Annotated in this window: 23 protein-coding genes and 2 tRNA genes; 13 read left to right on the forward strand and 12 right to left on the reverse strand. The window is 43.3% G+C overall.

Annotation, left to right across the window (positions count from 1 at the left end):
- The 5 genes from frdA to B5D54_RS01570 form a co-directional block, all read right to left on the reverse strand.
- Window positions 1-1,371 (reverse strand): fumarate reductase (quinol) flavoprotein subunit (gene frdA, locus B5D54_RS01550; RefSeq protein ID WP_078924726.1); only part of this gene is annotated, 1,371 nt, incomplete at its 3' end.
- Window positions 1,372-1,462: 91 nt separating this feature from the next.
- Window positions 1,463-3,067: an oxaloacetate-decarboxylating malate dehydrogenase gene (gene maeA / locus B5D54_RS01555; protein ID WP_078924727.1), complete on the reverse strand. Its 1,605-nt coding sequence runs from the start codon at window positions 3,065-3,067 to the stop codon at window positions 1,463-1,465.
- A 9-nt stretch (window positions 3,068-3,076) separates the two neighbouring features.
- A complete protein-coding gene (locus B5D54_RS01560; protein ID WP_078924728.1) occupies window positions 3,077-4,366 on the reverse strand; it encodes a 2-hydroxycarboxylate transporter family protein in 1,290 nt (429 codons plus the stop codon).
- A gap of 256 nt (window positions 4,367-4,622) precedes the next feature.
- Window positions 4,623-4,699: transfer RNA gene (locus tag B5D54_RS01565), tRNA-Val, on the reverse strand.
- An 18-nt stretch (window positions 4,700-4,717) separates the two neighbouring features.
- Window positions 4,718-4,794 (reverse strand) — tRNA-Val (locus B5D54_RS01570).
- A 330-nt stretch (window positions 4,795-5,124) separates the two neighbouring features.
- Here B5D54_RS01570 and B5D54_RS01575 point away from each other — a divergent pair.
- Window positions 5,125-6,186: a GGDEF domain-containing protein gene (locus tag B5D54_RS01575; RefSeq protein WP_078924730.1), complete on the forward strand. Its 1,062-nt coding sequence runs from the start codon at window positions 5,125-5,127 to the stop codon at window positions 6,184-6,186.
- Here the strand turns inward: B5D54_RS01575 and B5D54_RS01580 are convergent.
- Together B5D54_RS01580 and B5D54_RS01585 are read right to left on the reverse strand one after the other, a co-directional pair.
- On the reverse strand, window positions 6,183-6,860 hold the full coding sequence (locus B5D54_RS01580) for a DUF2726 domain-containing protein (RefSeq protein ID WP_078924732.1): 678 nt from the start codon (window positions 6,858-6,860) through the stop codon (window positions 6,183-6,185). The genes B5D54_RS01575 and B5D54_RS01580 overlap by 4 nt on opposite strands.
- 32 nt (window positions 6,861-6,892) lie before the next feature.
- Entirely contained in the window at window positions 6,893-7,864 is a 972-nt protein-coding gene (locus B5D54_RS01585; RefSeq protein ID WP_078924734.1) for a chemotaxis protein CheV, read from the reverse strand.
- A 519-nt stretch (window positions 7,865-8,383) separates the two neighbouring features.
- On the opposite strand from B5D54_RS01585, the gene B5D54_RS01590 reads away from it, so the two are divergent.
- From B5D54_RS01590 to pilW, 7 genes are all read left to right on the forward strand, one after another.
- Window positions 8,384-8,626: a hypothetical protein gene (locus tag B5D54_RS01590; RefSeq protein WP_078924735.1), complete on the forward strand. Its 243-nt coding sequence runs from the start codon at window positions 8,384-8,386 to the stop codon at window positions 8,624-8,626.
- Between the two features lie 122 nt (window positions 8,627-8,748).
- Window positions 8,749-10,164 carry a TolC family protein gene (locus B5D54_RS01595; RefSeq protein WP_078924736.1) on the forward strand — a complete coding sequence of 472 codons (1,416 nt, stop codon included), beginning with the start codon at window positions 8,749-8,751 and terminating at the stop codon, window positions 10,162-10,164.
- Window positions 10,161-11,135 carry an HlyD family secretion protein gene (locus B5D54_RS01600; RefSeq protein ID WP_078924737.1) on the forward strand — a complete coding sequence of 325 codons (975 nt, stop codon included), beginning with the start codon at window positions 10,161-10,163 and terminating at the stop codon, window positions 11,133-11,135. Before B5D54_RS01595 ends, B5D54_RS01600 begins: the two co-directional genes overlap by 4 nt.
- Window positions 11,136-11,137: 2 nt before the next feature.
- Entirely contained in the window at window positions 11,138-12,301 is a 1,164-nt protein-coding gene (locus tag B5D54_RS01605) for an ABC transporter permease (protein ID WP_078924739.1), read from the forward strand.
- Window positions 12,288-13,436, forward strand: coding sequence for an ABC transporter permease (locus B5D54_RS01610; RefSeq protein WP_078924740.1), 1,149 nt, complete (start codon window positions 12,288-12,290; stop codon window positions 13,434-13,436). Before B5D54_RS01605 ends, B5D54_RS01610 begins: the two co-directional genes overlap by 14 nt.
- Window positions 13,437-13,534: 98 nt before the next feature.
- Entirely contained in the window at window positions 13,535-14,476 is a 942-nt protein-coding gene (gene metA / locus B5D54_RS01615) for a homoserine O-acetyltransferase MetA (RefSeq protein WP_078924742.1), read from the forward strand.
- A gap of 159 nt (window positions 14,477-14,635) precedes the next feature.
- The gene (gene pilW / locus B5D54_RS01620) at window positions 14,636-15,349 is read left to right on the forward strand and encodes a type IV pilus biogenesis/stability protein PilW (RefSeq protein ID WP_078924743.1); all 714 of its coding nucleotides are present in this window, start codon (window positions 14,636-14,638) and stop codon (window positions 15,347-15,349) included.
- A gap of 2 nt (window positions 15,350-15,351) precedes the next feature.
- Here the strand turns inward: pilW and B5D54_RS01625 are convergent, their stop codons facing one another.
- Together B5D54_RS01625 and B5D54_RS01630 are read right to left on the reverse strand one after the other, a co-directional pair.
- Window positions 15,352-15,576, reverse strand: coding sequence for a hypothetical protein (locus B5D54_RS01625; protein WP_078924744.1), 225 nt, complete (start codon window positions 15,574-15,576; stop codon window positions 15,352-15,354).
- A 241-nt stretch (window positions 15,577-15,817) separates the two neighbouring features.
- On the reverse strand, window positions 15,818-16,312 hold the full coding sequence (locus B5D54_RS01630) for a M48 metallopeptidase family protein (RefSeq protein WP_078924746.1): 495 nt from the start codon (window positions 16,310-16,312) through the stop codon (window positions 15,818-15,820).
- Between the two features lie 155 nt (window positions 16,313-16,467).
- Here B5D54_RS01630 and B5D54_RS01635 point away from each other — a divergent pair, with 155 nt between their 5' ends.
- Complete coding sequence (locus B5D54_RS01635; RefSeq protein ID WP_078924747.1) at window positions 16,468-16,701, forward strand: glutaredoxin family protein; 234 nt, start codon at window positions 16,468-16,470, stop codon at window positions 16,699-16,701.
- A 1-nt stretch (window position 16,702) separates the two neighbouring features.
- On the opposite strand, the gene B5D54_RS01640 is transcribed toward B5D54_RS01635, so the two are convergent.
- A complete protein-coding gene (locus B5D54_RS01640; RefSeq protein ID WP_078924749.1) occupies window positions 16,703-17,572 on the reverse strand; it encodes a LysR family transcriptional regulator in 870 nt (289 codons plus the stop codon).
- A gap of 110 nt (window positions 17,573-17,682) precedes the next feature.
- On the opposite strand from B5D54_RS01640, the gene B5D54_RS01645 reads away from it, so the two are divergent.
- The 4 genes from B5D54_RS01645 to B5D54_RS01660 all read left to right on the forward strand — a co-directional run bounded on the left by B5D54_RS01645 (window position 17,683) and on the right by B5D54_RS01660 (window position 20,736).
- A complete protein-coding gene (locus B5D54_RS01645) occupies window positions 17,683-18,903 on the forward strand; it encodes an MFS transporter (protein ID WP_078924750.1) in 1,221 nt (406 codons plus the stop codon).
- Window positions 18,904-18,946: 43 nt separating this feature from the next.
- Window positions 18,947-19,507 (forward strand): DUF1415 domain-containing protein, encoded by a 561-nt coding sequence (locus B5D54_RS01650; RefSeq protein WP_078924751.1) that lies wholly within the window; start codon window positions 18,947-18,949, stop codon window positions 19,505-19,507.
- Window positions 19,508-19,605: 98 nt separating this feature from the next.
- Window positions 19,606-19,956, forward strand: a complete 351-nt coding sequence (locus B5D54_RS01655) for a DUF2750 domain-containing protein (protein WP_078924753.1) — start codon at window positions 19,606-19,608, stop codon at window positions 19,954-19,956.
- A 204-nt stretch (window positions 19,957-20,160) separates the two neighbouring features.
- Window positions 20,161-20,736 carry a nucleoside triphosphate pyrophosphohydrolase family protein gene (locus B5D54_RS01660; RefSeq protein WP_078924754.1) on the forward strand — a complete coding sequence of 192 codons (576 nt, stop codon included), beginning with the start codon at window positions 20,161-20,163 and terminating at the stop codon, window positions 20,734-20,736.
- 88 nt (window positions 20,737-20,824) lie between these two features.
- Here the strand turns inward: B5D54_RS01660 and B5D54_RS01665 are convergent, their stop codons facing one another.
- The gene (locus tag B5D54_RS01665) at window positions 20,825-22,699 is read right to left on the reverse strand and encodes a PhoX family protein (RefSeq protein WP_078924756.1); all 1,875 of its coding nucleotides are present in this window, start codon (window positions 22,697-22,699) and stop codon (window positions 20,825-20,827) included.
- Between the two features lie 203 nt (window positions 22,700-22,902).
- Window positions 22,903-25,977, reverse strand: coding sequence for an efflux RND transporter permease subunit (locus B5D54_RS01675; RefSeq protein ID WP_078924758.1), 3,075 nt, complete (start codon window positions 25,975-25,977; stop codon window positions 22,903-22,905).
- Window positions 25,978-25,980 lie beyond the last annotated feature (3 nt).

A 25,980-nucleotide genomic window follows, 5' to 3' on the forward strand; every position in this document is an offset into this window, starting at 1 on the left:
ACCCATTTCAGTTCGGATGGTGGCCCAGTTTTCATCGCCTTCTTGGTTCATCAGCGCGTTAAGACGGGCTTCTACCGCTTTCACTTGTTCTGCGATAGCTTGGTCATTCCAACCTTTGAACGCTTCAGCACGTTGTACGGCATGCTCACCCGCCACCCGGCCAAAGACCACAAATTCTGCCAATGAGTTTGACCCTAAACGGTTGGCTCCGTGCAAGCCCACAGACGCACACTCACCCACAGCAAAAAGACCCTGAATGCGAGTTTCACATTGACCATTGGTTTCAATACCGCCCATGGTGTAATGCACGGTTGGGCGAATTGGGATCGGCTCTTTGGCAGGATCAACGTTGACATAAGCTTTCGCCAGTTCACAGATGAACGGCAGACGCTCTTGCAGATACTCTTCGCCGAGATGGCGTAGATCAAGGTGTACCACATCACCCAGTGGGTGTTTGATGGTGTTGCCTTTTTGCTGTTCATGCCAGAAAGCTTGTGACACTTTGTCTCGTGGGCCAAGTTCCATGTATTTGTTTTTGGGCTGGCCAACCGGAGTTTCTGGCCCCATGCCATAATCTTGTAGGTAGCGGTAACCGTTTTTGTTAACGATGATGCCGCCTTCCCCCCGACAACCTTCAGTCATCAAGATGCCAGTACCGGGTAGACCGGTGGGGTGATATTGGACAAATTCCATATCACGCAGTGGTACACCATGACGATAAGCCATTGCCATACCATCGCCTGTTACGATACCACCGTTGGTATTACAGTGATAAACACGCCCCGCACCACCAGTTGCAAGCACCACTGATTTAGCTTTGATCGTGACCAGTTCACCTTCTGCCATATGAATAGCGATAAGGCCTTGAACTTCACCTTCTACCACCAATAAGTCCACCACAAAGTACTCATCAAAACGGTTGATTTGTGGGTACTTCATTGAAGTTTGGAATAGAGTATGCAGCATATGGAAGCCGGTTTTATCGGCAGCAAACCAAGTCCGCTCGACTTTCATGCCACCAAACCGGCGCACGTTGACTTCCCCGTTGTCTTTACGACTCCAAGGGCAGCCCCATTGCTCCATTTGGATCATTTCACGTGTTGAATTCGCAACGAAATATTCTACGACATCCTGTTCACACAACCAGTCACCACCACCAACGGTATCGTTGAAGTGGTTATCTAAGCTGTCTTCTTCCTTGATAACTGCTGCGGAGCCACCTTCGGCAGCGACCGTATGAGAACGCATTGGGTAAACTTTGGAAATAAGCGCGACTTCCAAGTTTGGGTTTGCTTCAGCCGCTGCAATAGCAGTACGAAGACCAGCGCCACCAGCGCCGATGACTGCGATATCTGTGGTAATAACTTTCACAATTACCCTCCAGTAGTAATGAAAAATAAAAATGGTGTACTCCACAAAAGAAGCACACACGAATAGTAGATTTTATTATTGAACACTATTTTTAGAATGTAGAAACACCAGTGTTGGTCGGAAAACTTAAGCCAATCACAGACTCAATATCCGGATTCCAAAAAGCCTGTTCTACCACCGCCGCAAGCTCCGAACGATTCAATGGTAAAAAGCTTTCTGCCAATCCTTCTTCTATCGCCTGTGTTGCCACAGCAATAGCAATCGCTTTAGAAACCGCTAATGTTGACTCAATAGCAGGTAATACCTCATCTTCTGAACATTGATCACAATGAAAATTCGTTAATGCCTCTACGGCCTTTAATAGCATAGCGTCAGAAACCGCTTTAGCATTCACCACTTTTGCCCCTAAACCAATACCTGGGAAAACGTATACATTGTTGCATTGCGAAATAATCTTGCTCCGCTCTCCTGTCTGAATAGGGCTAAATGGACTACCCGTCGCAACAATGGCGTCATGACCAATCCAATCAACCACCTGTTGTGGTGTTACTTCACACGCAGTTACAGGGTTAGATAAAGGCATAATGATAGGCGTGGCCGTAAACTTGGCCATACTCTTAATTATCAACTCATTAAACAACCCAGCCACCCCTGTTACCCCAACCAATACATCCGGTTGATAATGAGCAATCGCCTCCTGAAGAGTTAAGCATGTCACTTCATTTGGACGCTCTGACGCAGGACGCGCTAAACCTTGGTGAACGTCACTTAGATGAGGGAAATCATCAAAAATGACACCGTCTCGATCAACAAGAAAGACGCCATTTCCATCCGTAAAATCAAAGCAACCATTGATCAAGTTAGCGATTCCACATCCAGCCGATCCCCCTCCGACAATAAAAACACGTGAAGTCGCTGGATTTTTCCCCGCTTTCAATAACGCTCGTTTGATTGTCGCGGCACACACTGTCGCAGTGCCTTGAATATCATCATTAAAACAGCGATAAGTATGACGATATTTTGTCAATAATGGGTATGCATGGTTATTACTGAAATCTTCAAATTGAATAATCGCTTGTGGCCAACGAGCCGATAATGCTTGCATAATCTCATCAAGATAAGCATAGAAGGCTTCATCATGAACGCGATCTTGTTTATCGCCTAAATATTGAGGATCTTGTTTCAGCTCTGGGTTATTCGTGCCCACGTCAATGCAGACAGGAAGAGTTCGTTCTGGTGGAATGCCTCCAACAGCGGTATAAAGGGAAAGCTTACCGATAGAAATCCCCATACCGCCAATACCCAAATCCCCCAATCCCAACACACGAGAACCATCCGTCACCACTATGACATCAATATCATCGGGCATGGTATTCACTACTGCGCTGACCGACTCCCCAGATCGATAAGAGAAATAAAGACCACGCGGCGCAAAATTTAAGTAGCTGTACTTCATACAGGCGTCCCCTACCGAAGGGGTGTAAATATAAGGTAGGCTATCTTTGATATTGTGACGAATATAATGATAGAACAAACTCTCATTTTGATCTTGAGCGTGACGCAACATCAAATACTTCGATAAATTACTGCTCGCCAACTCTAAGGAGAAACGAATTTGTGTTGTTAAATTCGCCAGTTTATTCATCGGTAAATCCATAGAAGCATAATGAGGTTGGAGCAACTGTGCATGTGTCATAACAAACCTCTATTTCAATAACTCAATAATGAAAGTAGCAAGAATCAGCATAAAAGCACCGCCAATACGGGAGGAGATTTGAGCAAAAGGCATCAATTCCATACGTTTACTGGCCGCCAATACTGCCACATCACCCGTTCCTCCCATATTTGCCATGCACAACCCAGCGGTAATAGAAGCCTCAATCGGATAAAATCCCATCAATCGACCAACAATCGCCGTCCCTACAATCGCACCCACTACCGTGGCTAAAACCATCAAGAAATAAATAAGATCTAAAGAGGCAATTATCTGATCAAGGTCAGTATAAGCAACACCGATCCCGACAAGGAGTGCAGGGGTTAGATTATCGACAACAAATTTGTACCAGCCATGAGCCGCTTTCTCTAACTCTCGAGGGATCAATCCCATCACTTTGACAAAGGCAACAAACAAGATCATAAGAGCGTAGGTATGCATGTTGATAATGTCGCTAAGCATACTCCCCACGAAATACATGGTGATCGCTAATAGAGCCCCAATACCTAATACATTAATTGAGATCGGTTGCTCTTTCTCTGCCACTTCTGGTTTAGCTTTTGCTCTTCCCGCTCGCATCAGTTGGCCATTGCCCGATAAAGAAGGATAGAGATTTCCGAGTTTGTTCAGTAACCCTGCCATCACGATCGCTATCGCATTACCAATCGCAAGTGCGGGAACCATTTTTGAGAGTAAAGTTTCTGCTGACATGCCGGAGTTTCCAGACATAATTTCAACTAGAGGAACAGCCCCTGCCCCCATACCACCGCCCATAATGGGCAATGCGATCAACATCACCGATTCGACAAAACCGCTACCTAATAAAGATCCAATAATTCCGGCGAATAAAAAGGCACACAGTACACCACCTAAAATGACGGGAATGTATTTTAATGCTGCACGTTTCAGTATCTCTGTATCCATCCCTAGTATGGAGCCTGTCACTAAGCTCGCAATGAAGAAGGAAAGAAACCCCCCTCCTTTAACAAAGGTAATGATAGAGTCGGTTGTTTCATGAGGGATGAGGCTACTGTGGAAAAGATAAGAAGAACCAAAAATGATCACAATAGCTCCACCACCAAAGAACTGATTAATGATGGGCGTTTTATCACCGATGATATTGAGGATGTAGCCGATGACCACCATCACACCAATAGCTCCGATAATACCAGTCGGTATTTTATTTTGAATTGTCGAAAAAATGATAACAATGGCAGACAACGCAAATATGATGTTTATCATGCGTCGATCTTTTTCTGAAGTCACGTTATTGGTCAACATATTCCACCTTTTTTGTAGGGTTATTAAAATTATGCCTACACTCTATCAATTATCAAAAAGGGGAATGTTGAGTGCTTGTTTAATGTAACTATCTTTATCTTTTGTAACTTTTGTTCATCTGTTTTTTTGCAAAGAACATCAAAGAAAACAAGCGTTGAAGATAACAAGCTCAAAGAATCGGTCATGCCTCTATAAAGGCTGAAAGCACAAAGCCCGCACTTGTGCGGGCTTTGTATTGGTTCAATTTGAACAAATTTGGTGCGTCTGAGTGGACTCGAACCACCGACCCCCGCCATGTCAAGGCGATACTCTAACCAGCTGAGCTACAGACGCAAATTTTATGATTCTCATTGGTGCGTCCGAGTGGACTCGAACCACCGACCCCCGCCATGTCAAGGCGATACTCTAACCAGCTGAGCTACGGACGCATCACTTGAGAACGAGGAGGATATTAGCGATTGATTTTCCCCAGTGCAAGTCTATTTTCTATGTTTTTGAACTGATTGGCTTTTACATCAGCAAATTGGTGTTTTTTTACCCGCCCACTTTGTTAAACTACATAAAAAAAACAAAATAGAAACATTGATAAAACATACAGAAAAAGAGAGGTATCGAGGCTTGTCACACTACGTGCAACATAACTAATTAGAACTACCTCTCCTTTTGTGACTTAGATTCAAAAATAATATTGATTGCTGAAATCAAATAAGTACTATAGCGCATATGGATTAGGAAATATGCAATCGAGCCGTTAGAACATGGATGCAAAGTTGTTTGACAATTCGCATACGTTAAGAACGTCAGTTTTAACAGGATTAAGCCTGTTTTTGACGGCTATTGCACTTTTTTTTGCCACACTCAATATCACCTACCATCAGGCCTACCTACTCGCAGCTTTAGAGCTTATCTTTGCTTTCCACTCTGCTTATATATATCGACTCACCAAAAAAGACCGGCATTCTTTTCGCCATATTCAAGGTTATGTCTATTTTTTAGTGGGTATTATCATTGTGAGCACGTATCTACAGCCTATTGGTAATGGCGTTTTTTTATGGTGTTTATTTTGCCCTATCTTGCTATATGTCTTACTGGGCTTAAAACAAGGCCAATTAATGACGGGGGTCGTACTCATTATCCAAGTTATCAGCATTTTTCATCAATCATCGCCTCAGGCAGGTTATAATGTTTGGACAACATTGACGAATCTCATTGCCTGCTACAGCGGGATATGGATTATTGCTCATACCTATGAGTTTAATCGCAACAAAATTGAGAATGCCCTAACGTATTTGGCATCAAGAGACTCACTCACTGGTGCTCATAATCGCTTATCTCTGAACTCGGCTTTCCAGCACTTTACACATAACAAGGATGCCAGTTCTTCACTGTGCCTATTAATTTTGGATTTAGACTATTTTAAACAAATTAACGATGAATTCGGTCATGATGCTGGTGATAAGGTATTAATGGAGACCAGTCACTTATTGGCCAATATCGTAGGTGACAACAATGTCTACCGTATTGGTGGAGAAGAATTCTGTATCACTTTGTTCGATCACTCATTGAGTCAAGCAGAACATATTGGTGAACGATTACGTAATATTATGGCTAACCACCTATTTTCACATCATAACAAACGAATACAACTCACCCTGAGCGTTGGGATCTGTGAATATCGAGATGGTGATAAGCTGAATGAATTAATAAAACTCGCCGATTTAGAACTCTATCGAGCGAAGAAGAATGGTCGAAACCAAGTTCGAATTTGCCAAACATCAGAAACGACCGAATATCGCTCCTCTCAGGTAGACACCTTTTAATTCGTCATATCCTGAGGTGGCTCTTCAGCCTCATACACGACATTGTAATTCTCAGTATAAGTACAGTGAGGTTGGCGACTACAGGTAAAAAAACGTCGTCCTTTAAATTCACCTTGGCTTGCTACTTTTATCACCATTGGGCTACCACAGCGTTTGCAAAAACGAATTTCCTTATCCGTTTCAATCAAATCAATATGGGCAGCAAGTAGCCGACGCAATTTCCCAACTTGATAGCTGTATTTCATATTTGCCCCAATTAAGGGGATGTTGGCAGATTGGCAAACATGCAGTAAGAGCTTCTGTCTCTCCACTTTATTTTTTGCTAGTGGCTTCCCATCATCAAGTTCGATAATGACTCTAGGCTCCAAAGTTCGAGCATCACAAACGATAAAGTTAAAATAATTTTTGGCAATTCGCTGATAAGCGGCAAACTGGTTTTTCTTTTTTAGCCTTCCTGGAGCAATAACATTCGACATATTGACCTTGGCTAACACGACACCATGCTCACCCACTGCCGATTTTAACGCATGATAAAATGTGCTTTCAGAGGCACTCAATAATGCCCCTTTTTTTTTATAAGAATACTCTTTGCTACTCTCTTGACGGATAACGTATTTCTGAATAACAACAAAGAAAATAACCAATAGTGCAACAATAATAAATATGTTTGTCATAGTACCTATTTGAGGCTTGAGGCTAAATTTGATTAAAAAATATAGCTATCCATCATACTGACTAACTTGCCAATTTCAGGTTTTGTAATCGTATCATTAGCACCGAGTGATAATGCTTTAGCACGGTTGTCATCACTCATCAAAGAAGAAAACATTACAATAGGCGTTTCATTGTATGCTTCGTTTTCACGAAGACGTTTAACCAAATGCATCCCATCCATTCGAGGCATTTCAACATCCGTAACGAGAGCATTGACTAACTCACTGACAGGCAACTTCTCTTCATTGGCTATACGTTGAATGTCCATTAATTTTTCATAGGCTTCACCACCGTCTTTACAAGCAATGACATTATACCCAGCAGAACTCAAGGTATCTTGAATAAGGCTTCGTATAAAAGCGGAGTCATCCACAACCATCACCGTTTTCGCGTTCCGCTTGGCAAGCATTTTCTGATTCAAGTCAATCGAGCGATCGACTTTAACATCATACTTTTCCATACTTAATTCAGGATTAATGTCTGCAATGATCTTTTCAAAATCCAAAATCATGATCAATTTTTTTTCTTTTCTCACCACAGCAACAACGCAGTCCTGCTCCCCAGACTCAAGAAACTGACTCGGTGACTCAACATCATTCCATGAAATACGGTGAATACGACTGATGCTATCAATCAAGAAACCATTCGTCATACGGTTAAAGTCCGTCACAATCACATATTTATTATCAACACCGTTACGAGTCGGCACACCTAGCCATCCGGCAAGATCCACCAAAGGAGTCAAAATGTCGCGTGAAGAGAAAACACCGATCATATGAGGCTGCGCATTGGGGTAATCGGTAGTATCTGGAACCCGGATCACTTCTCGAACTTTGGCCACATTAATACCGTAGTAGCAAGTTTTAGTCTCACCATTTGGCAATAATTTCTCCAAATGAAACTCAATAATTTCGAGTTCGTTAGTGCCGCTTTCTAATAAAATAGTACTGCTTGGGTTACTCATAATGCTCACATCTTTAAGGCAAGTCGACGATATTGTTCAATTTTCCTAGTATACACCTAAGTTCCGGTAAAGATAATCAACTCAGCAAGACATACTCTCGATTTTGTTAGGCATCACTGATATTTCAGCATTCAAATGACCAAGCAGGCTTATTCATACAAAAAAGAAAAAAGCAAGGTTAACATTCGCATCAACACTCAACTCCTCCTAACTTTTCACGGGTGAAAAAGTGAAAAACCATTATAAATCATCATTTTTAACGCAATGATTTAAAAAGATAAAATGGATAAAAACAAGAAAAATATAATGATAAATTTATCAACTAAGACTCTCACATTCTTACACTTAAAACCTTGAACTTGATCACATTAAGATCCGCTTATTTTTTGCTCAATCATGCAGTTGCCTATATACTGTATGGAGCAGTGAGGAGTAAACCGTTATTGCCATTCTACCATCGACTACAATAACTAACTTGGTAGGGCATCCACTCTCTACATCGTCAGGAGGAAAGTAGCAATGGAAAAAGATGCTTTAGGTATATGCCTTTCACGAGACATGCTAAACGAGCATCTCCTTTCAACGTTTACTCATGTCCGGGCCTATGAAATAGAAACTGAAGATGACGAACACTTGCGGGTCTTACTGGCATTCCCACAAATGTCAGGTAAAGATGTATTAACTACGATGCAAGGAACAAAAAAACTCATATGGCGTGCAGATTTTTTATGCCCCCACTATTCTCATAATATCCATATATAAACAATTGCTGATTCGTATTGTCGAATCAGCAATTGTGCTTTTGTTACAACAAAAAACTACTCAGTTCAATCAAAACTCTATAATATAGAGCATTAACTCTAAACCAGATTCTGAACGGAAACATGAAGCCAAAATCACTGACTCTTTTGATGTGCTCATTGCTGGGTACTTCATCGGTATCCGCTGCGCCCATTTCGTTCCAGCAAGCTTGGGATATTTTGCAGCACAGTAACCATTCATTAGCGGCTGAACGCGCTAATGTTGAACACTATCAATACATGCAAGATTCAACCTTTAACTTGAATTTACCTTCCGTTACGATCAGTGCAAACTACATGCGCTTAGATCAAGATGTCACACTGTCCTTAAAACAAATTGCTGAGAGTAGTGGTACCAATCTAGCCGCTCTGACACAAACACCACTCGGTTCTCTAACGTCCACCATGACCGAGCGCGATATCTTTAGTTCTTCCATTCGAGCCGTCTGGCCCATTTTTACGGGTGGCCGTATTACCGCTGCGCAAACCGCTGCTGAAGGAAAAAAAGAAGAAGCACAGAGCCAACTTGCAATGGTAACTCAAGCTCGGTATGAAGATTTGGCTAAGTATTACTACAGTGTGGTATTAGCGAAAGAGGTTCTTAATACCCGAATTGCGGTTGAACAAGGCCTAACCCAGCACCGAAATAATGCGCTAAAACTTGAGCAGCAAGGTCAAATTGCTCTCGTCGAGCGCTTACAGGCCGAAGCATCACTAGACAAAGCCACGATAGAGCGCAAAAAAGCAGAAAAAGATCTCGATATTGCCCAAAGTGCATTAACTCAGATACTCAGCCAAGATCAATCCGTTGAACCCAGTGGTCAGCTTTTTATCAACCAAAGCTTACCGCCACTGTCTGCCTTTGTTGAACAGACATTATCCACCTATCCAGGCTTAGATTTACTCTCGGCTAAAGAGAAGCAAGCCAATAGTTTAATCAAAGCAGAAAAAGGGAAATATTACCCAGAAGTCTATGCATTTGGTAACTACAGCCTATACGATGATGATTCTCTGGTTAGTCAAATGAAACCAGATTGGATGGTCGGTGTTGGCGTCAGCATTCCCCTAATCGAAAATACAGGGCGAAGTCATCAAGTAAAAGCGGCAAACAGTACGGTTTCACAAGTGCGTTTTTTACGCGCTCAAGCAAAGCAAGATCTCACCGTTTTAGTTGAAAAAACCTATAAAGAAGCTGAACAAGCTCTCGAAGAAGTTCAAGGCTTAGATTCCAGCTTAACACTGGCACAAGAAAACCTTCTTCTGCGCCAAAAAGCGTTTAACCAGGGCCTAGCCACCTCTTTAGATGTGGTTGACGCGGAACTCTATTTAGCCAGTATTCGCACTCAACAAGCGGTCGCTGGGTTTAACTACCTTATTTCTCTGAGTAAACTTTTAGCGCTCTCTAGCGAGATGAACACATTCTCCCAATATAAACAGATGGCTATCCCTCTGACTATGCACTTTACTCAAGACCTTACTTCACAAAAGGAACCATCATGAAAGCGGTAAAATCGTCTCTTCTTACTGTCACTGCCATTGCGGCCGTCACTTGGGTCGGCTACAGCTTTTATCAGGCTTATCAACCAAAACCTGTTCGTCTTCAAGGGCAAATAGAGTCTCAGCAATACAGTATTTCATCAAAAGTACCGGGACGTATTGATCAGGTATTTGTACGTAAAGGTGACGAGATAGCAAAAGGACAACTTATCTTTACTCTACATAGCCCAGAAATTGAAGCTAAACTTGATCAAGCTTTAGCAAGCCAAAAAGCGGCTGGCGCTTTAGCGCAAGAAGCAGAAAAGGGGTCTCGTAATCAACAAATTCATGCCGCCCGAGATCAATGGCTGACGGCGAAAGCGGCTGCCGACCTTGCACAAAAAACCTACTTACGGGTGAATAACTTATATAAAGAAGGGGTGGTTTCTGAGCAAAAACGTGATGAAGCAAGCACCCAATGGCAAGCCGCAAAACATAGTGAGAGTGCGGCTTTTCAAATGTATGAGATGGCGAAAGAAGGCGCTCGAGAAGAAACCATTCTGGCGGCTTTAGAAAAAGAAAGAATGGCGGCTGGGGCAGTTGCGGAAGTGGAAGCTTATGCCGCTGATACGCGTATCGAAAGCTGGTTTAATGGCGAAGTTTCACAAGTGCTCATGCATGGAGGGGAATTAGCACCACAAGGTTTCCCCGTTGTCACCGTAATTGATCGCAACGACTCTTGGGCGGTCTTCAATGTTCGAGAAGATCTATTACAACATTTTGAAAAAGGACGGACATTTAACGCTTTTCTTCCGGCATTAAATCAGTCTATTGAGTTCACAGTCACCCACATTGCTGCAATGGGAGATTTTGCAACTTGGCGCTCAACCGATGCATCACAAGGGTTTGACTTGAGAACCTTTGAAGTCGAGGCTCGCCCAACACAACCAGTAGAAGGGCTGAGAATGGGAATGACTGTTGCCGTTGAGCTATAACTATGCGTAATTCCTTACCATCACAATGGCAACTATTACGCCATGACCACTGGTTATTATCTTGCTTAACTTGGGTTCCTATCCTACTCGGAGCCTTGTTATGGTGGATTTTCTCTCAAGGTGTATTACAAAATTTACCCATCGGAGTTGTTGACCTATCACACAGTCAACTCTCTCGGCAATTAACCCGTGATTTAGAGGCAACCTCGACTCTTTCTGTCACTCGTCAATACCAAAGTATTGAAGAAGCAAAAAAAGATTTAGTGACTAGTCAGATTTATGCCTACGTGATTATTCCCTCTCAATTCGATAAGGAGATATATCGGGGAGAGAAGCCCAAAGTGACCACTTTTTATAACAGCCAGTACATTTTGGTTGGCCGTTTGATTAATTCCGCAATTTTGCAAGCACAAGGGACACTGAATGCCCAGCTAGAAGGGATAAAGACTTTAGCTCATGGAAATCAAACGTCACTCAGTGCCATGGGGCAAGCGGTTCCCGTTCGAACTCAGATGACACCGCTATTTAATAAAAATAATCACTACACTCAGTTTTTAGTTTCCGCCGCGGTACCTGCAGTTTGGCAAATTTTAATCGTGGTGACGACCATTATGATTTTAAGTGCAAATTATCGAGAATATGGATTAACCCATTGGCTTGGTGAACGACCACTTCGACATTTAGCCTCAACCCTTACTCCATATTCGGTTATTTTCCTACTCCAAGGGGTCATTTTTCTTGTCTGTTTTTATCGACTCATGCAATGGCCTATGCATGGCAGTCTATTCGTGATCATTTTTGCTCAAATTATCACTGTAGTGGCATGTATCATTATGGGTGCCCTATTCTATTTTCTTACCCTAGATCCGGCTCGAGCAATGAGTTTTGCTGGGGCCTTTACCGCTCCCAGTTTTGCCTTTATGGGCGTTACCTTTCCGGCCTCAGATATGAATAATCTCGCGTTGATCTGGCGCAGTCTACTGCCAATTAGCCACTATATCGAAGTGCAACTGACCCAGGTTAACTATGGGCTGTACGCCAGTGAATCTTTGCAGCACTTAATTCCCATGATGGGCTACAGTATTCCGCTATTACTCACCCTTGCCTTGATCCGTAAACATCAAACTAAAGAAGTACAATCAAGGGGGAATCATGACCTTGTTTGAATTATTTAAAACTGAGCTGAAAGCTTTACTGACAAACCCTGTAGTCATGCTTACCATGGTCGGTGGGGTGGTCTTCTACTCTTTTCTTTATCCGCTACCGTATAGCCAGCAAACTCCACGAGAGTTACCCATTACCGTTGTGAACCTGGATAAAAGCCAAACCAGTTATCAATTAGAACGTATGGTGGATGCGACACCACAAGTTCAGGTAGTTCAACGTGATCACTCGATTGAAGAAGCTAAACAAGCCTTTCTTCAAGGTAAAGTCAGCGGAATTTTAGTCATTCCTGAACACTTCTACAAAGATTTGCTACTCGGGAAAAGTCCGACACTCGCTTATGCTGGTTACGCCGCTTATTTTCTGGTTTATGGCACAATTGTAGAAGGATTGGCTCAAGCGGGAGGGACTCTGGCCGCCAAAGCAAAAATCTCTCGCTTAATTGTAGAAGGAGAACCACTGAATATTGCTCTTGAGCACTCTTCTTCGCTACAGTCTAACCAAAAGCCCACCTTTAATCCACGCATGGGCTATATAGACTATGTTGTCCCAGCCGTATTTGTTCTTATCTTACAACAAACACTGGCAATGGCTTCTGGCTTGATGGTGGGAACACAAAAGCAAGGAAATGGTTACTGGAGCCGAGTCTCTCCTCTGCGTTTAATTTTAATTCGAAGCTTTATCTTTACGGCTTGTTACTATTTGTTAAGTATGTATTACTTTGGCGCTAGCTTTAGCCGCTTGGGGATCAATACATTAGCCAACCCAATTGATCTTCTTTTGTTACTGCTGCCTTTTTTACTCAGTGCCTGTTTTGTGGGCATTTGGCTTGGGGCGTTAACCCCAAGGCGAGAATTGGTTACAATGCTTGTGCTGCTAAGTTCTTTACCCCTTGCGTTTTCTGCTGGTTTTATCTGGCCACTTGAAGCACTTCCTACCCCCATCGCTTGGTTTGCCAACCTATTTCCAAGCACTCCCGGCATTCAAGGTTTTCTCGCTCTTAACCAAATGGGAGCAGAATGGCAACAAATTACGCCTCAATGGACACTACTCTGGCTTCAAAGCTTGGGATGGGGATTGTTAGCTTGGTGGCAGTTTAAACGAACAGGCAAAGGAGCACTCGCCCACCGAGACTAATTTAAACGATGAAGATATTTTGTTGTCGACTTTCTTAAACAGTTAGGCTATAAGTCTAGAAGTATAGACGTCCAAGTATAAAGCTTAGGGAGAAAGCTGTGCCAATTAAGATTCCCGATCAATTACCAGCCACCGATGTATTGCGTAAAGAGAATATCTTTATCATGGCTGAGTCTCGCGCTTCAACACAAGAAATTCGACCATTAAAAGTCCTGCTCTTGAATCTTATGCCCAAGAAGATCGAGACGGAAACACAATTTTTGCGCCTATTGTCTAACTCTCCACTCCAAGTGGATATTGAACTGCTTCGTATTGATGATCGCCCAAGTAAAAATACGCCCGAGGAGCACCTCAATGCCTTCTATCGCCAATTTGATATGGTTCAGCACCGTAACTTTGATGGATTGATCATTACAGGGGCTCCTTTGGGGCTTGTACAGTTTAAAGATGTTGCTTATTGGGAGCATTTACAACACATCATGACGTGGGCAAAAGATCATGTCACCTCTACCCTCTATGTCTGTTGGGCCGCTCAAGCTGCCCTGAAATTGCTTTATAACCTGCCAAAACAGACACGGGATGAAAAACTGTCTGGTGTTTATCATCACGATATCCATCAACCGTTTCATCCACTACTACGTGGGTTTGATGATACATTTCTTGCTCCACATTCTCGCTATGCGGATTTTGAGGCAGACTACTTAGCGCAACATACTAATTTAGATCTTCTTGCAACCTCTGAAGTTGCGGGTGTCTACCTCGCCTCAACCAAAGATAAGCGCCATGTCTTTGTGACAGGGCACCCAGAATACGATGCTCACACACTTCATCAAGAATACATTCGAGATTTAGCCGAAGGGCAACAACCTCCCATTCCTGTTAATTATTATCCTAACGATAATCCAGATAATAAACCAAGAGCAAGTTGGCGTAGCCATGGGCATTTGCTGTTCTCTAACTGGCTCAACTACTGCGTTTACCAGCAAACCCCTTATGATCTTGAACACTTTAGTGAAGATAGATTCACTAAAGACGATTAGCCCTGTCTCTCGTATCCAAAGGGGCAATATCCCCTTTGGATACACTAAGATTGCCAACTCACTCGCATTGTTTTTCCCCCATCATTCTCGGCTGGCCTGATTTATCTATCATGCTGCCTATACCAAGATTCGGCTTGAGTACCGTTCGGGAGGAACATAATGAAATATGTGTTGGCACTGGGTCTATCATTAGGCTTAACAGGCTGCATTACCATCACTGAAAATGAGCAAGCGGAATCGATAAGCAACCCTATAGAGATAGCAGAGTCACGAATTGAGCTTGGGCTGGGTTACTTAGAAAATGGAAATAGAGTAAAAGCCCGTCAGAATTTACAAATCGCTATACAACATGCGCCGCGCTACTATCGAGCTCAACTGTCCATGGCCCATTACCTAGAAACGGTGGGTGAACATAAAGCAGCAAACGAATTCTATCAAAACGCTCTACGTGATAATCCACGGAATGGAAATGTACTTAATAATTATGGGACTTTTTTATGTAAACAAGGAGAGTACGCAAAGGCCGACCAATTTTTTATGCGTGCAGTAAAGCAGCCTTATTATTACTTGATCCCCGCTAGCTACGAAAATGCTGCATTTTGTGCTTTAAAAGCAAATGATCACACAAAAGCTAAAGATTATTTTAAACGGGTACTGGATCATGATCCCACTCGAGTTAACTCACTTCTTCAACTTGCCAAGCTGCAAATGGATGATAATGAGCTCACACAAGCACGTATTCATTTAATGAAACTGCATCAGCAATATGGATATCAAAGAGCTTCATTGCAGCTCTTAATGGAATTAGAACAACGTGCAGGCAATCGTGCCTTAGAGAAAAAATATCAGTCGTTATTAGACAATTTCTCTTGAGGTTATTTTTTGATATTGGTGGGCCGGCCATCTTTACCGCCTTTACGATCACGGTAATGAGTACGACGGCGACGTTTAATGTTTTTGGAACGTTGGATTCTCATATACTCTCGGTAGGCAATCCGAATAAACAGAACTAATCCAACCAACACTAATAAACTAAACACAGACATAAAAGGCTTACAAAGCCACTCAGGCTGGCATGGTAGATAAAAATCAAAGTCCATATCCCCCCCTTATCTCATGTTGACTATGCATCTCCTCTAATAACTGTATCGGCTAAAGCCTCTTGACCTTTAGATTAGAAACTGCCACATGACCCAATCGCATAGAAAGATAACATGGCTGTTATGCCAACTTCACACCAACAAAATAAGATTAAAGTTGCATATCAAGCCTTGTTGTAATTTAGCGCTAGTATATATGAAAACACCGTTAAAATCTGCAATTACTGGAGTGAAGTGATAACTATTTCAACTCAAGGACCATCATGTACAAACGAGCATCCAATTCTAACTGGTGATAATTCGGTTCCATGTGGCAGCACAATTGATAAAAAGCCTTGTTATGATCTTTTTCACGTAGATGAGCCAGTTCATGGACAACCAACATTCGTAGTAAGGGTTCCGGAGCCTCTTTAAAAACAGTGGCAATTCGAATCTCATTTTTTGTCTTAATTTTACTTCCATGCACACGGGAAACATAGCTGTGTAGACCTAACGCATTATTAATGAGATGAATTTTTCCGTCATACACGACTTTACTGATCGGGGGTGTTTTCTTCATATAGTGGTTTTTAATCGACATGGTATAAGCAAACAACGCTTTTTCACTTTGAATATCATGCCGTTGGGGATAGCGCTGCTCAAACCACGTAACTAACTGGTCTTTCGCAATTAGTTGCTCAACCTGTTTAATAATAGATTCAGGATACCCTTGAATATATTTCAATAGAGACTGCATAACCCCACCTCATGCCCACGCCCTTTTGGATTGATGCGTTTGGCTAAGTTGAATAAAGCGCTTAGTCTAGCGGAAAGCGAAAAACGATTCACCGCAGATTGCATCCCTAGGGTTCAAACGCTAAACTTTGCTCTTTTCTATCATCGAGTTTGACTATGAAACGTGTTGTTCTTTACGTAAAAGATAAATGCCCCCACTGCAAAAATGCCCAACAATACTTAGATGCGAAGGGAATAAAATACCGCTTATGTAACGCAAAAATGGAGCGAGGCCGAAAAGAACTGGATGCTTTAGGGGCTCGCAGTGTTCCGGTGCTGAAAATTGCCGATCGGTTGATGATAGGGTGGAACGCCAGTAACTTTGAACGTATCTACCACAGCAAAGGCTAAGTTAAACATACTGTTTCACAAACTCGATAAACGTTCTGTCAGCATTAGAAAGGTAAGCATCTTTACGCCATGCCAGCGCAAGATCGAGCCACACCGGAGGATGAAAAGGAATCGCCCTGACTTCAGGTTCATTATCTGTCACTAATTCAAGCAAGGCGGTAATCGCATATTCATGCTTAACAATGCTGAGAATCATAGGTAATAGATTGGTTTCAAAAGAAATATTCGCTGTATGCTGATATTTTTTACAGACATGATCAATAAATTCACGATGGAAATATCCCGGTTTAAACATCACTAATTCATGCGAAAAAAATTGCTGAAAATCAATCACACTCTGTTCTGCCAACTCATGCTTAGGGCCCACCACCGCGACCATTTGGGAAGAAAGTAACGGATCAACCTCTAAATCATCCGGCACATCCTGATTTAAAATCACCCCAATATCCAACTCACCAGACAATAACATTTTTCGAATCGATTGAGTTCCCGCATCAATCACCGTCATCTTCAGTTGTGGAAAATGGCTTTTAAACGCCATCACAATTTGAGGGAAAAAATAGCTTCCCATCATACTCGGAGCACCGAGACGAACTTCCCCTTTGACCAAACCTTTTAATTCATCTATTGCTAATTGTGCATCTTCTATTTGCTGATAAATTCGCTTGGCATGTTCTAGTAATACTTGACCTTCATGGGTCAAGGTGACTTTGCGATCATCTCGCTTAAAAAGCGTTACACCTAGCTGTTGCTCAAACTTCTTAATGGAAATGCTAAGTGCTGGTTGTGCAATATGCAGTTGCTGTGCTGCATGAGTAAAATTTTGCCACTCTGCGACAGCCAAAAAATGTTTTAAATGACGCGTTTCCATCCAGTATAAGCCATATATATCACAACCATATTTTTAATATATTTCATTAATTAGAAGAAGGCTGTTACTTTGATCACATCAACCGCTACGCTCAACTTGGGTGAATCTCTATGATTGAATTACACAGCCCACAATATCGCCAAGTCACCTTCGCTTTAGCGTTTGGCTCCTTTCTGGTTTTCTGTAATTTATACCTTTTTCAGCCGATGCTGCCCTATCTAGCACAACATTTCGTGGTGTCCGAAACGCACATTAACTGGTTATTCGCCGCATCAACCCTTGCCCTCTCGGTCAGCTTAGTGCCTTGGGCAATCAGTTCTGAATCTATCGGTCGCCGCCAAGTCATGCTATTGGGGTTATTTGCTATGCCATTGATTGGGCTACTGATGCTGATCAGCGCTCACTTATGGGTTCTGGTCTTAACCCGAGCACTAATGGGGATTGCATTAGCGGCATTTGCTTCAGTTGCGGTGGCTTATATGGTAGAAGAACTCTCCCCCCAAGCGTTTAACAAAGCCATTGGTGGTTATATTGCGGCAAACTCTCTTGGTGGAATCAGTGGACGAATTGCAGGAGGGCTGCTTACCGATGCATTAGGCTGGCAATCGGCCGTTATCGCTATGGCGCTATTTACTTTATGTGGCGCGGTGCTTGTTTTCATCCTCCTCCCAAAACAGCAGCATTTTACACCTCAAAGAGGGAGATTTTTTCATCATAACAAAGCCATGATTCGGCATTTAACCAATCGAACCCTTTGGCTAGCCATGCTCATTGGGGCCACCAATTTCGCGCTATTTGTGAACCTTTATTCAGTCATGGGGTTTCGCTTAGTTGCAAAACCGTACTCTCTTCCTATTGGTTTAGCCTCTTTCATTTTCCTCTGTTACTTAGCGGGAACGCTCAGCTCTAAACTAACCAGTCATTGGACACAGCGGTTTGATCCCGTGCTCGGCATGGCGGTGGGAGGCATATTCAGCATGCTTGGAATGTGGGTGGCTAACGTTGAATCTATTCTATTTATGTTACTAGGGTTAAGCTTGATAAGCTTTGGGGCTTTCTTCACTCATACACTGGCCTACGCGTGGGTAAGCCAGAAGGCAACACAGGCAAAAGCGACGGCAACAGCACTGTATCTCGTTCACTACTATGTGGGTGGCAGTTTAGGTGGGTTCTATCTGCTCTATTGCTGGCAGCATGGTGGCTGGAAAATGGTGACGCTTGGCGGCTCAATTATCTATGGTGTACTCTTTAGCTTATGTTGGACGCTCAGCCATCAGCATATCCGCTCACAAGAAACACCGTCTTCTTCAACTTATAAATCCGTCCATTAACATGCTAGAATCACACTCTAGACAAATAATAAACGCAGCCCCAATGAACTCAACGACCAACCAACAAACCATCACTCAAAAAGTTAATCAATGGCTGAACGATGTCGTGATTGGGCTAAACCTTTGCCCTTTCGCAGCCAAAGCACAACGCAATAAGCAAATCAAAATTCACGTCAGCCAAGCGCAAAGCGAAGAGGCTCTTTTGCAAGATATTTTGGATCAACTCCTTGAGCTCGATACCAAAGAACCCGAAGAGTTAGAAACGACGTTGGTCGTTGTTCCTCACTTACTGGCCGATTTTACTGACTACAACTTTTACATTGATTGGGTTGAAGCTCTGATCCGCCAACAAGATTGGGAAGGTATTTTCCAAGTAGCCACCTTTCACCCAGACTACTGTTTTGCTGGTACACAACCTGACGATGATGAGAACCTCACCAACCGTTCGCCTTATCCTATTTTTCACCTTATCCGCGAAGAAAGTATGGAAAAAGTGCTCAAGCATTATCCAAACCCGGAGTTGATTCCGGACATCAACATTAAGCGGGTTTGTCAGCTCACCGATGAGCAACGCAAAGCACTATTCCCCTTTTTATTTCGCTAAAATCTCAGGGGCAAACCGTAGATAGCGTCATAAATCTTAATGGGATTTACCCCCTGAAAATGCTACCCTACCCGCGTCATTCTTAGTGAGAGAATAAAATGAGCAAATTAACGGCAGATGTGCAAGCTAACCTAGACCTTTTTATCAACGAGTCGAAAGAAAACCAATTAGTTTGGGGACTACGTAACGAAGAAGGGTGGCTCTCTTGTGAATCAACAGAATTTGAAGACAGCGAAGTAATGCCTTTCTGGTCCAGCAAAGAAGATGCCCAACTGCATAATGTAGAAGAGTGGGCCGATTTCGAAGTGTTAGAAATTCCACTCGATATTTTTGTTGAAGACTGGCTGATCACCTTAGCTGAAGATGGTGTTTTAGTGGGTACCAACTGGAATGCTAACCTTGAAGGTAAAGAAATGGAGCCAGCGGAACTGGCTAAACTCTACCTATAGCTCAAAATGCCATCGGCAGAACTTCTGAACCTTTATGTCGTCATTCTCATTCACAGTACACATGCCGATTAGGAATGACGTCTCTCAGCTTTCTTCTTCCATGGCTGCTTTCTAAATGTAACCATAACAATGCTTGCTTATCCTCCTCATCCATAACGGCAAGCTTGTTCGAGTATTTTTTTATTTTACGATATGGATTAGAACATGCACTTATCTAAGCTGACTCAAGAGATTTATCACCACCTTTATCACGACATTAGTGAGTTTCGCAGTACCTTTGATCTTCCTGTGGCCGACCCCGCCAGCTTAGATGCACAGGCAGATACGTTACATACTTCTTTAGCGATTGAAGAGCTGACTGAACTGGCTGAAGCTGGTGATAAAGTCGAACAAGCCGATGCGATTGTAGACAGTGTATACGTTTTGATGGGACGCCTCGTTCACCTTGGTCATAAGCAGGTGAATGATAATATTGCCATCAGTTATCTTATTGATTTACTTCTTAATGTCGCCACTAATCGTAGTATCGATTTTCTTCCATGTTGGGATGAAGTACACCGTTCAAACATGAGCAAGGTGTGCCGTAGTGAACAAGAATTTGCTGACACGGTCGAATTCTATGCCAAACAAGGCATTAAGCTGATAGGAGTTCCAAAAGGCGATTATATTATCGCCAAATGTGCTGAAGATGTGGTAATGGAAGGGAAAACCATTCGCCAAGGTAAAGTACTGAAATCCGTTTACTACCGCCCTGCTGATTTAGTCTCACTCATACAATAATCCGCGGATATATCCTCGGGTTTTCGCTAAAAAAATATCCCAAGACGGTAGATTACTGCTTGGGATATAAACCTCAAGACGGGCTAAGTTAGGCAGCGATAACACCGCCGTCTTCACGGGTGATCATCATAATCGTTGACCGTGGTTTGCTATTCGCACCAGCCGGAAAGTGAGAAGGAGCCCCCTCTTCCCCCGGGTGTTGAACACCCACAAACATCGTTTTGTGATCCGGAGAAAAGGCTAATCCTGTGATTTCACAGGCAACGGGGCCAGTTAAGAAACGTTTTATCTCACCCGTAATTGGGTCACCACACAGCATCTGGTTGTTCCCTTGCCCAGCAAAATCTCCTTGATTGGAGTAGTTGCCATCGGTTTGAATCCATAACCTTCCCGCTTGATCAAAACCAATGCCATCTGGGCTATTAAACATGTTTTCAGCGGATATGTTTTCGCTTCCCGCATACAAAGTACCTTTATGAACCGTTGGGTTACCCGCTAACAGATAGAGATCCCAAGCAAAGTATTCGCCACGATGATCGCCATGTGCTGGCATCCAGCGAACAATCTGACCATAATGGTTTTTTGCTCGTGGGTTAGGCCCTCCGACCGGCTGGCCTTCTGTGCCTCGATTTCGATTATTAGTTAATGTACAAAATACGTGTTTATCATCTGGATGAATGGCCACCCATTCCGGTCTATCCATGGTTGTAGCACCAACCTGTGTTGCTGCGCGCCGAGCAAAAATCAATACTTCCGCTTGATCGTTAAAACCATTTTCGGGAGTTAACCCATTTTTTCCCCAAGTCAGTTCAATCCAACGCCCGATACCTTTAAGTGCATCCTCTTCCATTTCAAATTGAGCCACATACAAGGTGCCTTGCTCAAGAAGTTGGCGGTTGGTGGCATCATTGCCCGGCTGATAACGATCTTTAGAGACGAACTTATAGAGATGCTCCCCTCGCTCATCATCCCCTAAATACACAACCACATGCCCATCTTTATTGATCGTTAATGCTGCATTCTCATGTTTAAAACGCCCCAGTGCCGTTCGTTTCAGTGGCGTTGATTGTGGATTATGTGGATCAATTTCAACGACCCATCCAAAACGATTTGCCTCGTTGGGGTGTTGGTTGATATCAAAACGTTCATCATGTTTATGCCATTGATAGCGGCCGGAAGAAGCAGAAAGGCCATAACGTTTTTGGTCTGCATTCAGTTCTGCTTTTTTATCACTGCCAAAGAAATCATTAAAATTTTCTTCACAAGTGAGATAGGTTCCCCATGGTGTCTGACCATTAGCACAGTTATTAAACGTGCCCAACACGTTGGTTCCAGAAGCATCGGCAGCCGTTTTTAATAACGAATGTCCAGCGGCAGGGCCCGTCATTAACATCGATGTATAAGCCGTAATTCGTCGGTTTCGAGTACCTTGGCGATCCACCGCCCACTGCCCTTTATTTTTAACAATCTCAAATAACGTCACCCCAACTGCGGCTTGTGCTTTGCGCACATCATCAGCCGTCATCGATTTTCCTTGATGAGCAAACAAATATTCATAATTGGTGTATTCATTATTGACCGCTAACACCGCACGTTCATCACTGATAGGGAAAAAGCTCATTCCATCGGTATTATCACCAAATTGCTGAGCTTGCGCCTGAGAGGCCTGCTTGCCACTAGCATCAAACTCTGGCGCATGAGCAAAAATAGGGTCCCCCCAGGAAATCAAAGGGGTCGCCATATAGCCTTTAGGTACAATGACACGGTCTTCAGTAGACGCGGGAATCGCTTCAAACTTAAGGAGCGATGAAGATGAGGAGGCGGCGACGGCACTCGCCACCGGATTCATCGCCAAAAAAGCACCAGCGCTCGTTGCCGCACTACCGGCTAAAAAATGACGTCTCGATAGACGCGCCTCGATCATTTCACTAAATTGCGATGCTTGTTCTTCACATTTGTACATGAGCGGCTTCCTTTACTTTATGGTTATAAATTTAATGTATGACGACTATAAATATCGCCAAAACCATAACCGCTAAAAATGACGAAGCAATGAACCTTATGCTGCCATTTTATGACGCTCTCGTCTATTTAGGGAATAAAGAACCGCCTATAAAAATGGCCGCATCAAGAGGAGGCGGCCATCGTATTGACTCAAGCGAGTCGTTAGTCTTGTACGGCTAAACTCTCGCCGTGTTGATTCATCTCTTTTGCCAATAATAAATACATTGCAGGAACGACAAATAAAGTAAATAAAGTACCGATTGTCATACCACTGGCAATCACCAGCCCCATTGCATATCGAGAGCCTGCACCAGCACCGGTTGCAATAAGAAGCGGAATCATAGCGAGTACCGTTGCTGCCGTGGTCATTAAAATGGGTCGCAAGCGAATAGCCGTTGCTTGTTCAACGGCATCTCGTTTACTTCTGCCTTCCATTTGTAGTTGGTTAGCAAACTCAACGATTAAGATACCGTGCTTAGCAATCAACCCGACCAAGGTTAACAATCCAACTTGCGTATAGATATTGATACTAGTGAACCCTAAACTGGTAAAGATCAAAGCCCCACACACACTCATCGGCACGGTGACCATGATAATAATGGCATTTTTGAATGACTCAAACTGCGCAGCAAGAATCAAGAAAATCACAATCAGAGCAAAGAAGAAGGTCACCACTAACTGCTGCCCTTCACTTTTATACTGACGAGACTGCCCTGCATAGTCGACACTAAACCCAGCAGGCAATGTCTCTGCTGCAATCGTATCTAAAATCCCTAACGCCTCACCTAAAGGAACGCCAGGGCGAGGAACACCGGAAATTTTTACTGCATTCAACTGCTGGAAACCACGTAAAGCTTGAGGTTGCACCGATTCAGTTAAGGTAACGAGTGCAGAAAGTGGCACCAGTTCACCTTGGTTATTTCTGGTGTAATAGTTAGTCAGTTGATCTGGGTTTAAACGCTCTTTACGCTCAACTTGAGGGATCACTCGGTAAGAGCGGTTATCGAGTGAAAAGCGTCCAGTATCAGCACCTGATAATAAGCTCCCTAAATCTGCCGCAATTTGCTGCATGGAAACACCCATTAATGCCGCTTTCTCACGATCAACCTCTACCGTTTGACGCGGACGATTAATTTTTAAATCACTGTCGACAAAAATAAACCGTCCACTGGCCATCGCTCGTCCCAAGATCTCCTGCACCACTTCTTGTAATGCTTCAAAAGGTTGAGTTGAACCAATAATAAATTCAACGGGTGTACCGCCCCCCGGAGAAGGTAGCGAAGGTGGAACTAAAGCAAAGCTATTCAATGCAGGCTGCTGCGCGAGGAAAGGTTGAATATTATTTTCCAACACAGCCTGAGTATCCCTATCTCTTCGCTCCCATGGTGCGAGTACAATCCCTGCGATAGCAGAGTTAGTTCCACCCATCCCATTAATAATAAAGACATTCTCCACTTCTTCGACATCATCGACTAAACGGTTCAGCTCACCCGTAGCCTGACTTAAAGCATCTAATGTATGGTAACTGTCACTTTCAAGAATAGAGAAAACGAATCCTTGGTCTTCGGCAGGTTCTAACTCCGATGGGCTAGTCACAAACAAGAAATAGCAAGAGACAAGAACAATCGCTCCAAACGTCAATACCACGCTTTTACTATCTAATAAGCTATGTAACGTTCTTTGGTAAGCGTGATGAAGGCGATCAAACTGTTTATCCAGCCACTGCTCCAAAGATTTCTCTTTTTGTTTGCCACTATTATGAGGTTTTAGAATATAGGCACACATCACAGGTGAAAGCGTTAAAGCAACCACACCAGAAAGAATAACTGAAGCGGCTAATGTAAAGGCAAACTCCACAAATAGAACACCTGTTAGCCCTCCCACGAACCCAATCGGTAAGAATACGGCGACCAAAGTCGTTGACATAGTAATGATTGGCCAAGCAAGTTCACGAGCGCCTTGAATAGCGGCTTCAGTACGACTCTTCCCCTCTTCAATATGCCGGTGAATGTTTTCCAACATAATAATGGCATCATCCACCACCACTCCGATGGCCAATACCATAGCAAGCAGCGTTAGTAGGTTGATAGAAAAACCCAACAGCCACATTAAGAAAAAGGTTCCAACTAAAGAAACCGGAATCGCCACCGCAGGAATAATGACGGAACGAATAGAGCCAAGAAAGGCATAAATGACCAGTACCACAATCGCCAGAGCCAAAACGATAGAGATCACGACTTCATCAATCGCATTCTCAATGTATTCGGTAGAGTCATAAGCAATATAGGCAGACAAACCTTGTGGAAGCTGAGGAATAATATCTCGATCCCACACTTGACGAACCAATTCGATAACATCGAGAGCATTCGCGTCAGGAGAAACTTCTACCCCAATAAACGTAGCCGCTAATCCATTGAAACTAACCGAACTTTCATAACTTTCAGCACCAAGCTCAACATCCGCCACATCTTCCAAACGGATAACGCTACGGCCATCACTGCCAATGACTAACTGTTTGAACCCATCAACATCTCGCAGATCGGTCGCGGCAGTTAAGTCTATGGCAACCATTTGACCTTTCGTTCTGCCCAAGGCTGCCAACACATTATTATTGTTTAGCGCTGCCGCAACATCACTACCAGTAATACCATAGGCTGCCATTTTGACGGAATCGAGCCAAATACGCATCGCAAAGGTGCGAGCCCCTAGAATTTCAGCCCGCTGAACCCCGGGCAATGTCGATAATTGCGGTTCGACCACACGGACTAAGTAATCGGTGATCTGGTTATCTCCCAGTACCTCCGAGTAGAAAGCCAAATACATTGCGGCCACACTCTCACCCACTTGTAAGGTCACCACGGGTTCACGTGCATTTTCAGGCAACTCAGAGCGAACCTTATTGACCTGCGCGGCAATCTGCGTCAAGGCTTCATTTGGATCATAATCCAGCCGCAAATACGCTTCAATCGTACTATTGCCCGCAACAGAAGTGGAGACAAGGTAGTCTATCCCCTCGGCAGCGGCAATTTCTCGCTCTAACGGGGTGGTAATAAACCCCTGAATCAAATCCGCATCAGCGCCAACGTACGTTGTGCTGACATTGATCACCGCATTCTTTATCTCGGGGAATTGACGAACATTCATATCCATAATGGCTCGCAAGCCCAGTAAGATAATGAACAAACTCACCACCGAAGAGAGAATCGGTTTTTGAATAAACTTATCAGTAAAACGCATGAA

This window comes from Vibrio cincinnatiensis DSM 19608 (assembly GCF_900167345.1).
Classification (GTDB): domain Bacteria; phylum Pseudomonadota; class Gammaproteobacteria; order Enterobacterales; family Vibrionaceae; genus Vibrio; species Vibrio cincinnatiensis.

Excerpts from the sequence above, each read along its gene's own strand:
- B5D54_RS01660 (WP_078924754.1), top strand. The coding sequence starts at position 20,161 with ATGCACTTATCTAAGCTGACTCAAGAGATTTATCACCACCTTTATCAC.
- B5D54_RS01600 (WP_078924737.1), top strand. The coding sequence starts at position 10,161 with ATGAAAGCGGTAAAATCGTCTCTTCTTACTGTCACTGCCATTGCGGCC.
- B5D54_RS01610 (WP_078924740.1), top strand. The coding sequence starts at position 12,288 with ATGACCTTGTTTGAATTATTTAAAACTGAGCTGAAAGCTTTACTGACA.
- pilW (WP_078924743.1), top strand. The coding sequence starts at position 14,636 with ATGAAATATGTGTTGGCACTGGGTCTATCATTAGGCTTAACAGGCTGC.
- B5D54_RS01645 (WP_078924750.1), top strand. The coding sequence starts at position 17,683 with ATGATTGAATTACACAGCCCACAATATCGCCAAGTCACCTTCGCTTTA.
- B5D54_RS01585 (WP_078924734.1), bottom strand. The coding sequence starts at position 7,864 with ATGAGTAACCCAAGCAGTACTATTTTATTAGAAAGCGGCACTAACGAA.
- B5D54_RS01595 (WP_078924736.1), top strand. The coding sequence starts at position 8,749 with ATGAAGCCAAAATCACTGACTCTTTTGATGTGCTCATTGCTGGGTACT.
- B5D54_RS01625 (WP_078924744.1), bottom strand. The coding sequence starts at position 15,576 with ATGGACTTTGATTTTTATCTACCATGCCAGCCTGAGTGGCTTTGTAAG.
- B5D54_RS01665 (WP_078924756.1), bottom strand. The coding sequence starts at position 22,699 with ATGTACAAATGTGAAGAACAAGCATCGCAATTTAGTGAAATGATCGAG.
- B5D54_RS01675 (WP_078924758.1), bottom strand. The coding sequence starts at position 25,977 with ATGCGTTTTACTGATAAGTTTATTCAAAAACCGATTCTCTCTTCGGTG.
- B5D54_RS01590 (WP_078924735.1), top strand. The coding sequence starts at position 8,384 with ATGGAAAAAGATGCTTTAGGTATATGCCTTTCACGAGACATGCTAAAC.
- maeA (WP_078924727.1), bottom strand. The coding sequence starts at position 3,067 with ATGACACATGCACAGTTGCTCCAACCTCATTATGCTTCTATGGATTTA.
- B5D54_RS01655 (WP_078924753.1), top strand. The coding sequence starts at position 19,606 with ATGAGCAAATTAACGGCAGATGTGCAAGCTAACCTAGACCTTTTTATC.
- B5D54_RS01580 (WP_078924732.1), bottom strand. The coding sequence starts at position 6,860 with ATGACAAACATATTTATTATTGTTGCACTATTGGTTATTTTCTTTGTT.
- B5D54_RS01560 (WP_078924728.1), bottom strand. The coding sequence starts at position 4,366 with ATGTTGACCAATAACGTGACTTCAGAAAAAGATCGACGCATGATAAAC.
- B5D54_RS01630 (WP_078924746.1), bottom strand. The coding sequence starts at position 16,312 with ATGCAGTCTCTATTGAAATATATTCAAGGGTATCCTGAATCTATTATT.
- B5D54_RS01650 (WP_078924751.1), top strand. The coding sequence starts at position 18,947 with ATGAACTCAACGACCAACCAACAAACCATCACTCAAAAAGTTAATCAA.
- B5D54_RS01640 (WP_078924749.1), bottom strand. The coding sequence starts at position 17,572 with ATGGAAACGCGTCATTTAAAACATTTTTTGGCTGTCGCAGAGTGGCAA.
- B5D54_RS01605 (WP_078924739.1), top strand. The coding sequence starts at position 11,138 with ATGCGTAATTCCTTACCATCACAATGGCAACTATTACGCCATGACCAC.
- B5D54_RS01635 (WP_078924747.1), top strand. The coding sequence starts at position 16,468 with ATGAAACGTGTTGTTCTTTACGTAAAAGATAAATGCCCCCACTGCAAA.
- B5D54_RS01575 (WP_078924730.1), top strand. The coding sequence starts at position 5,125 with ATGGATGCAAAGTTGTTTGACAATTCGCATACGTTAAGAACGTCAGTT.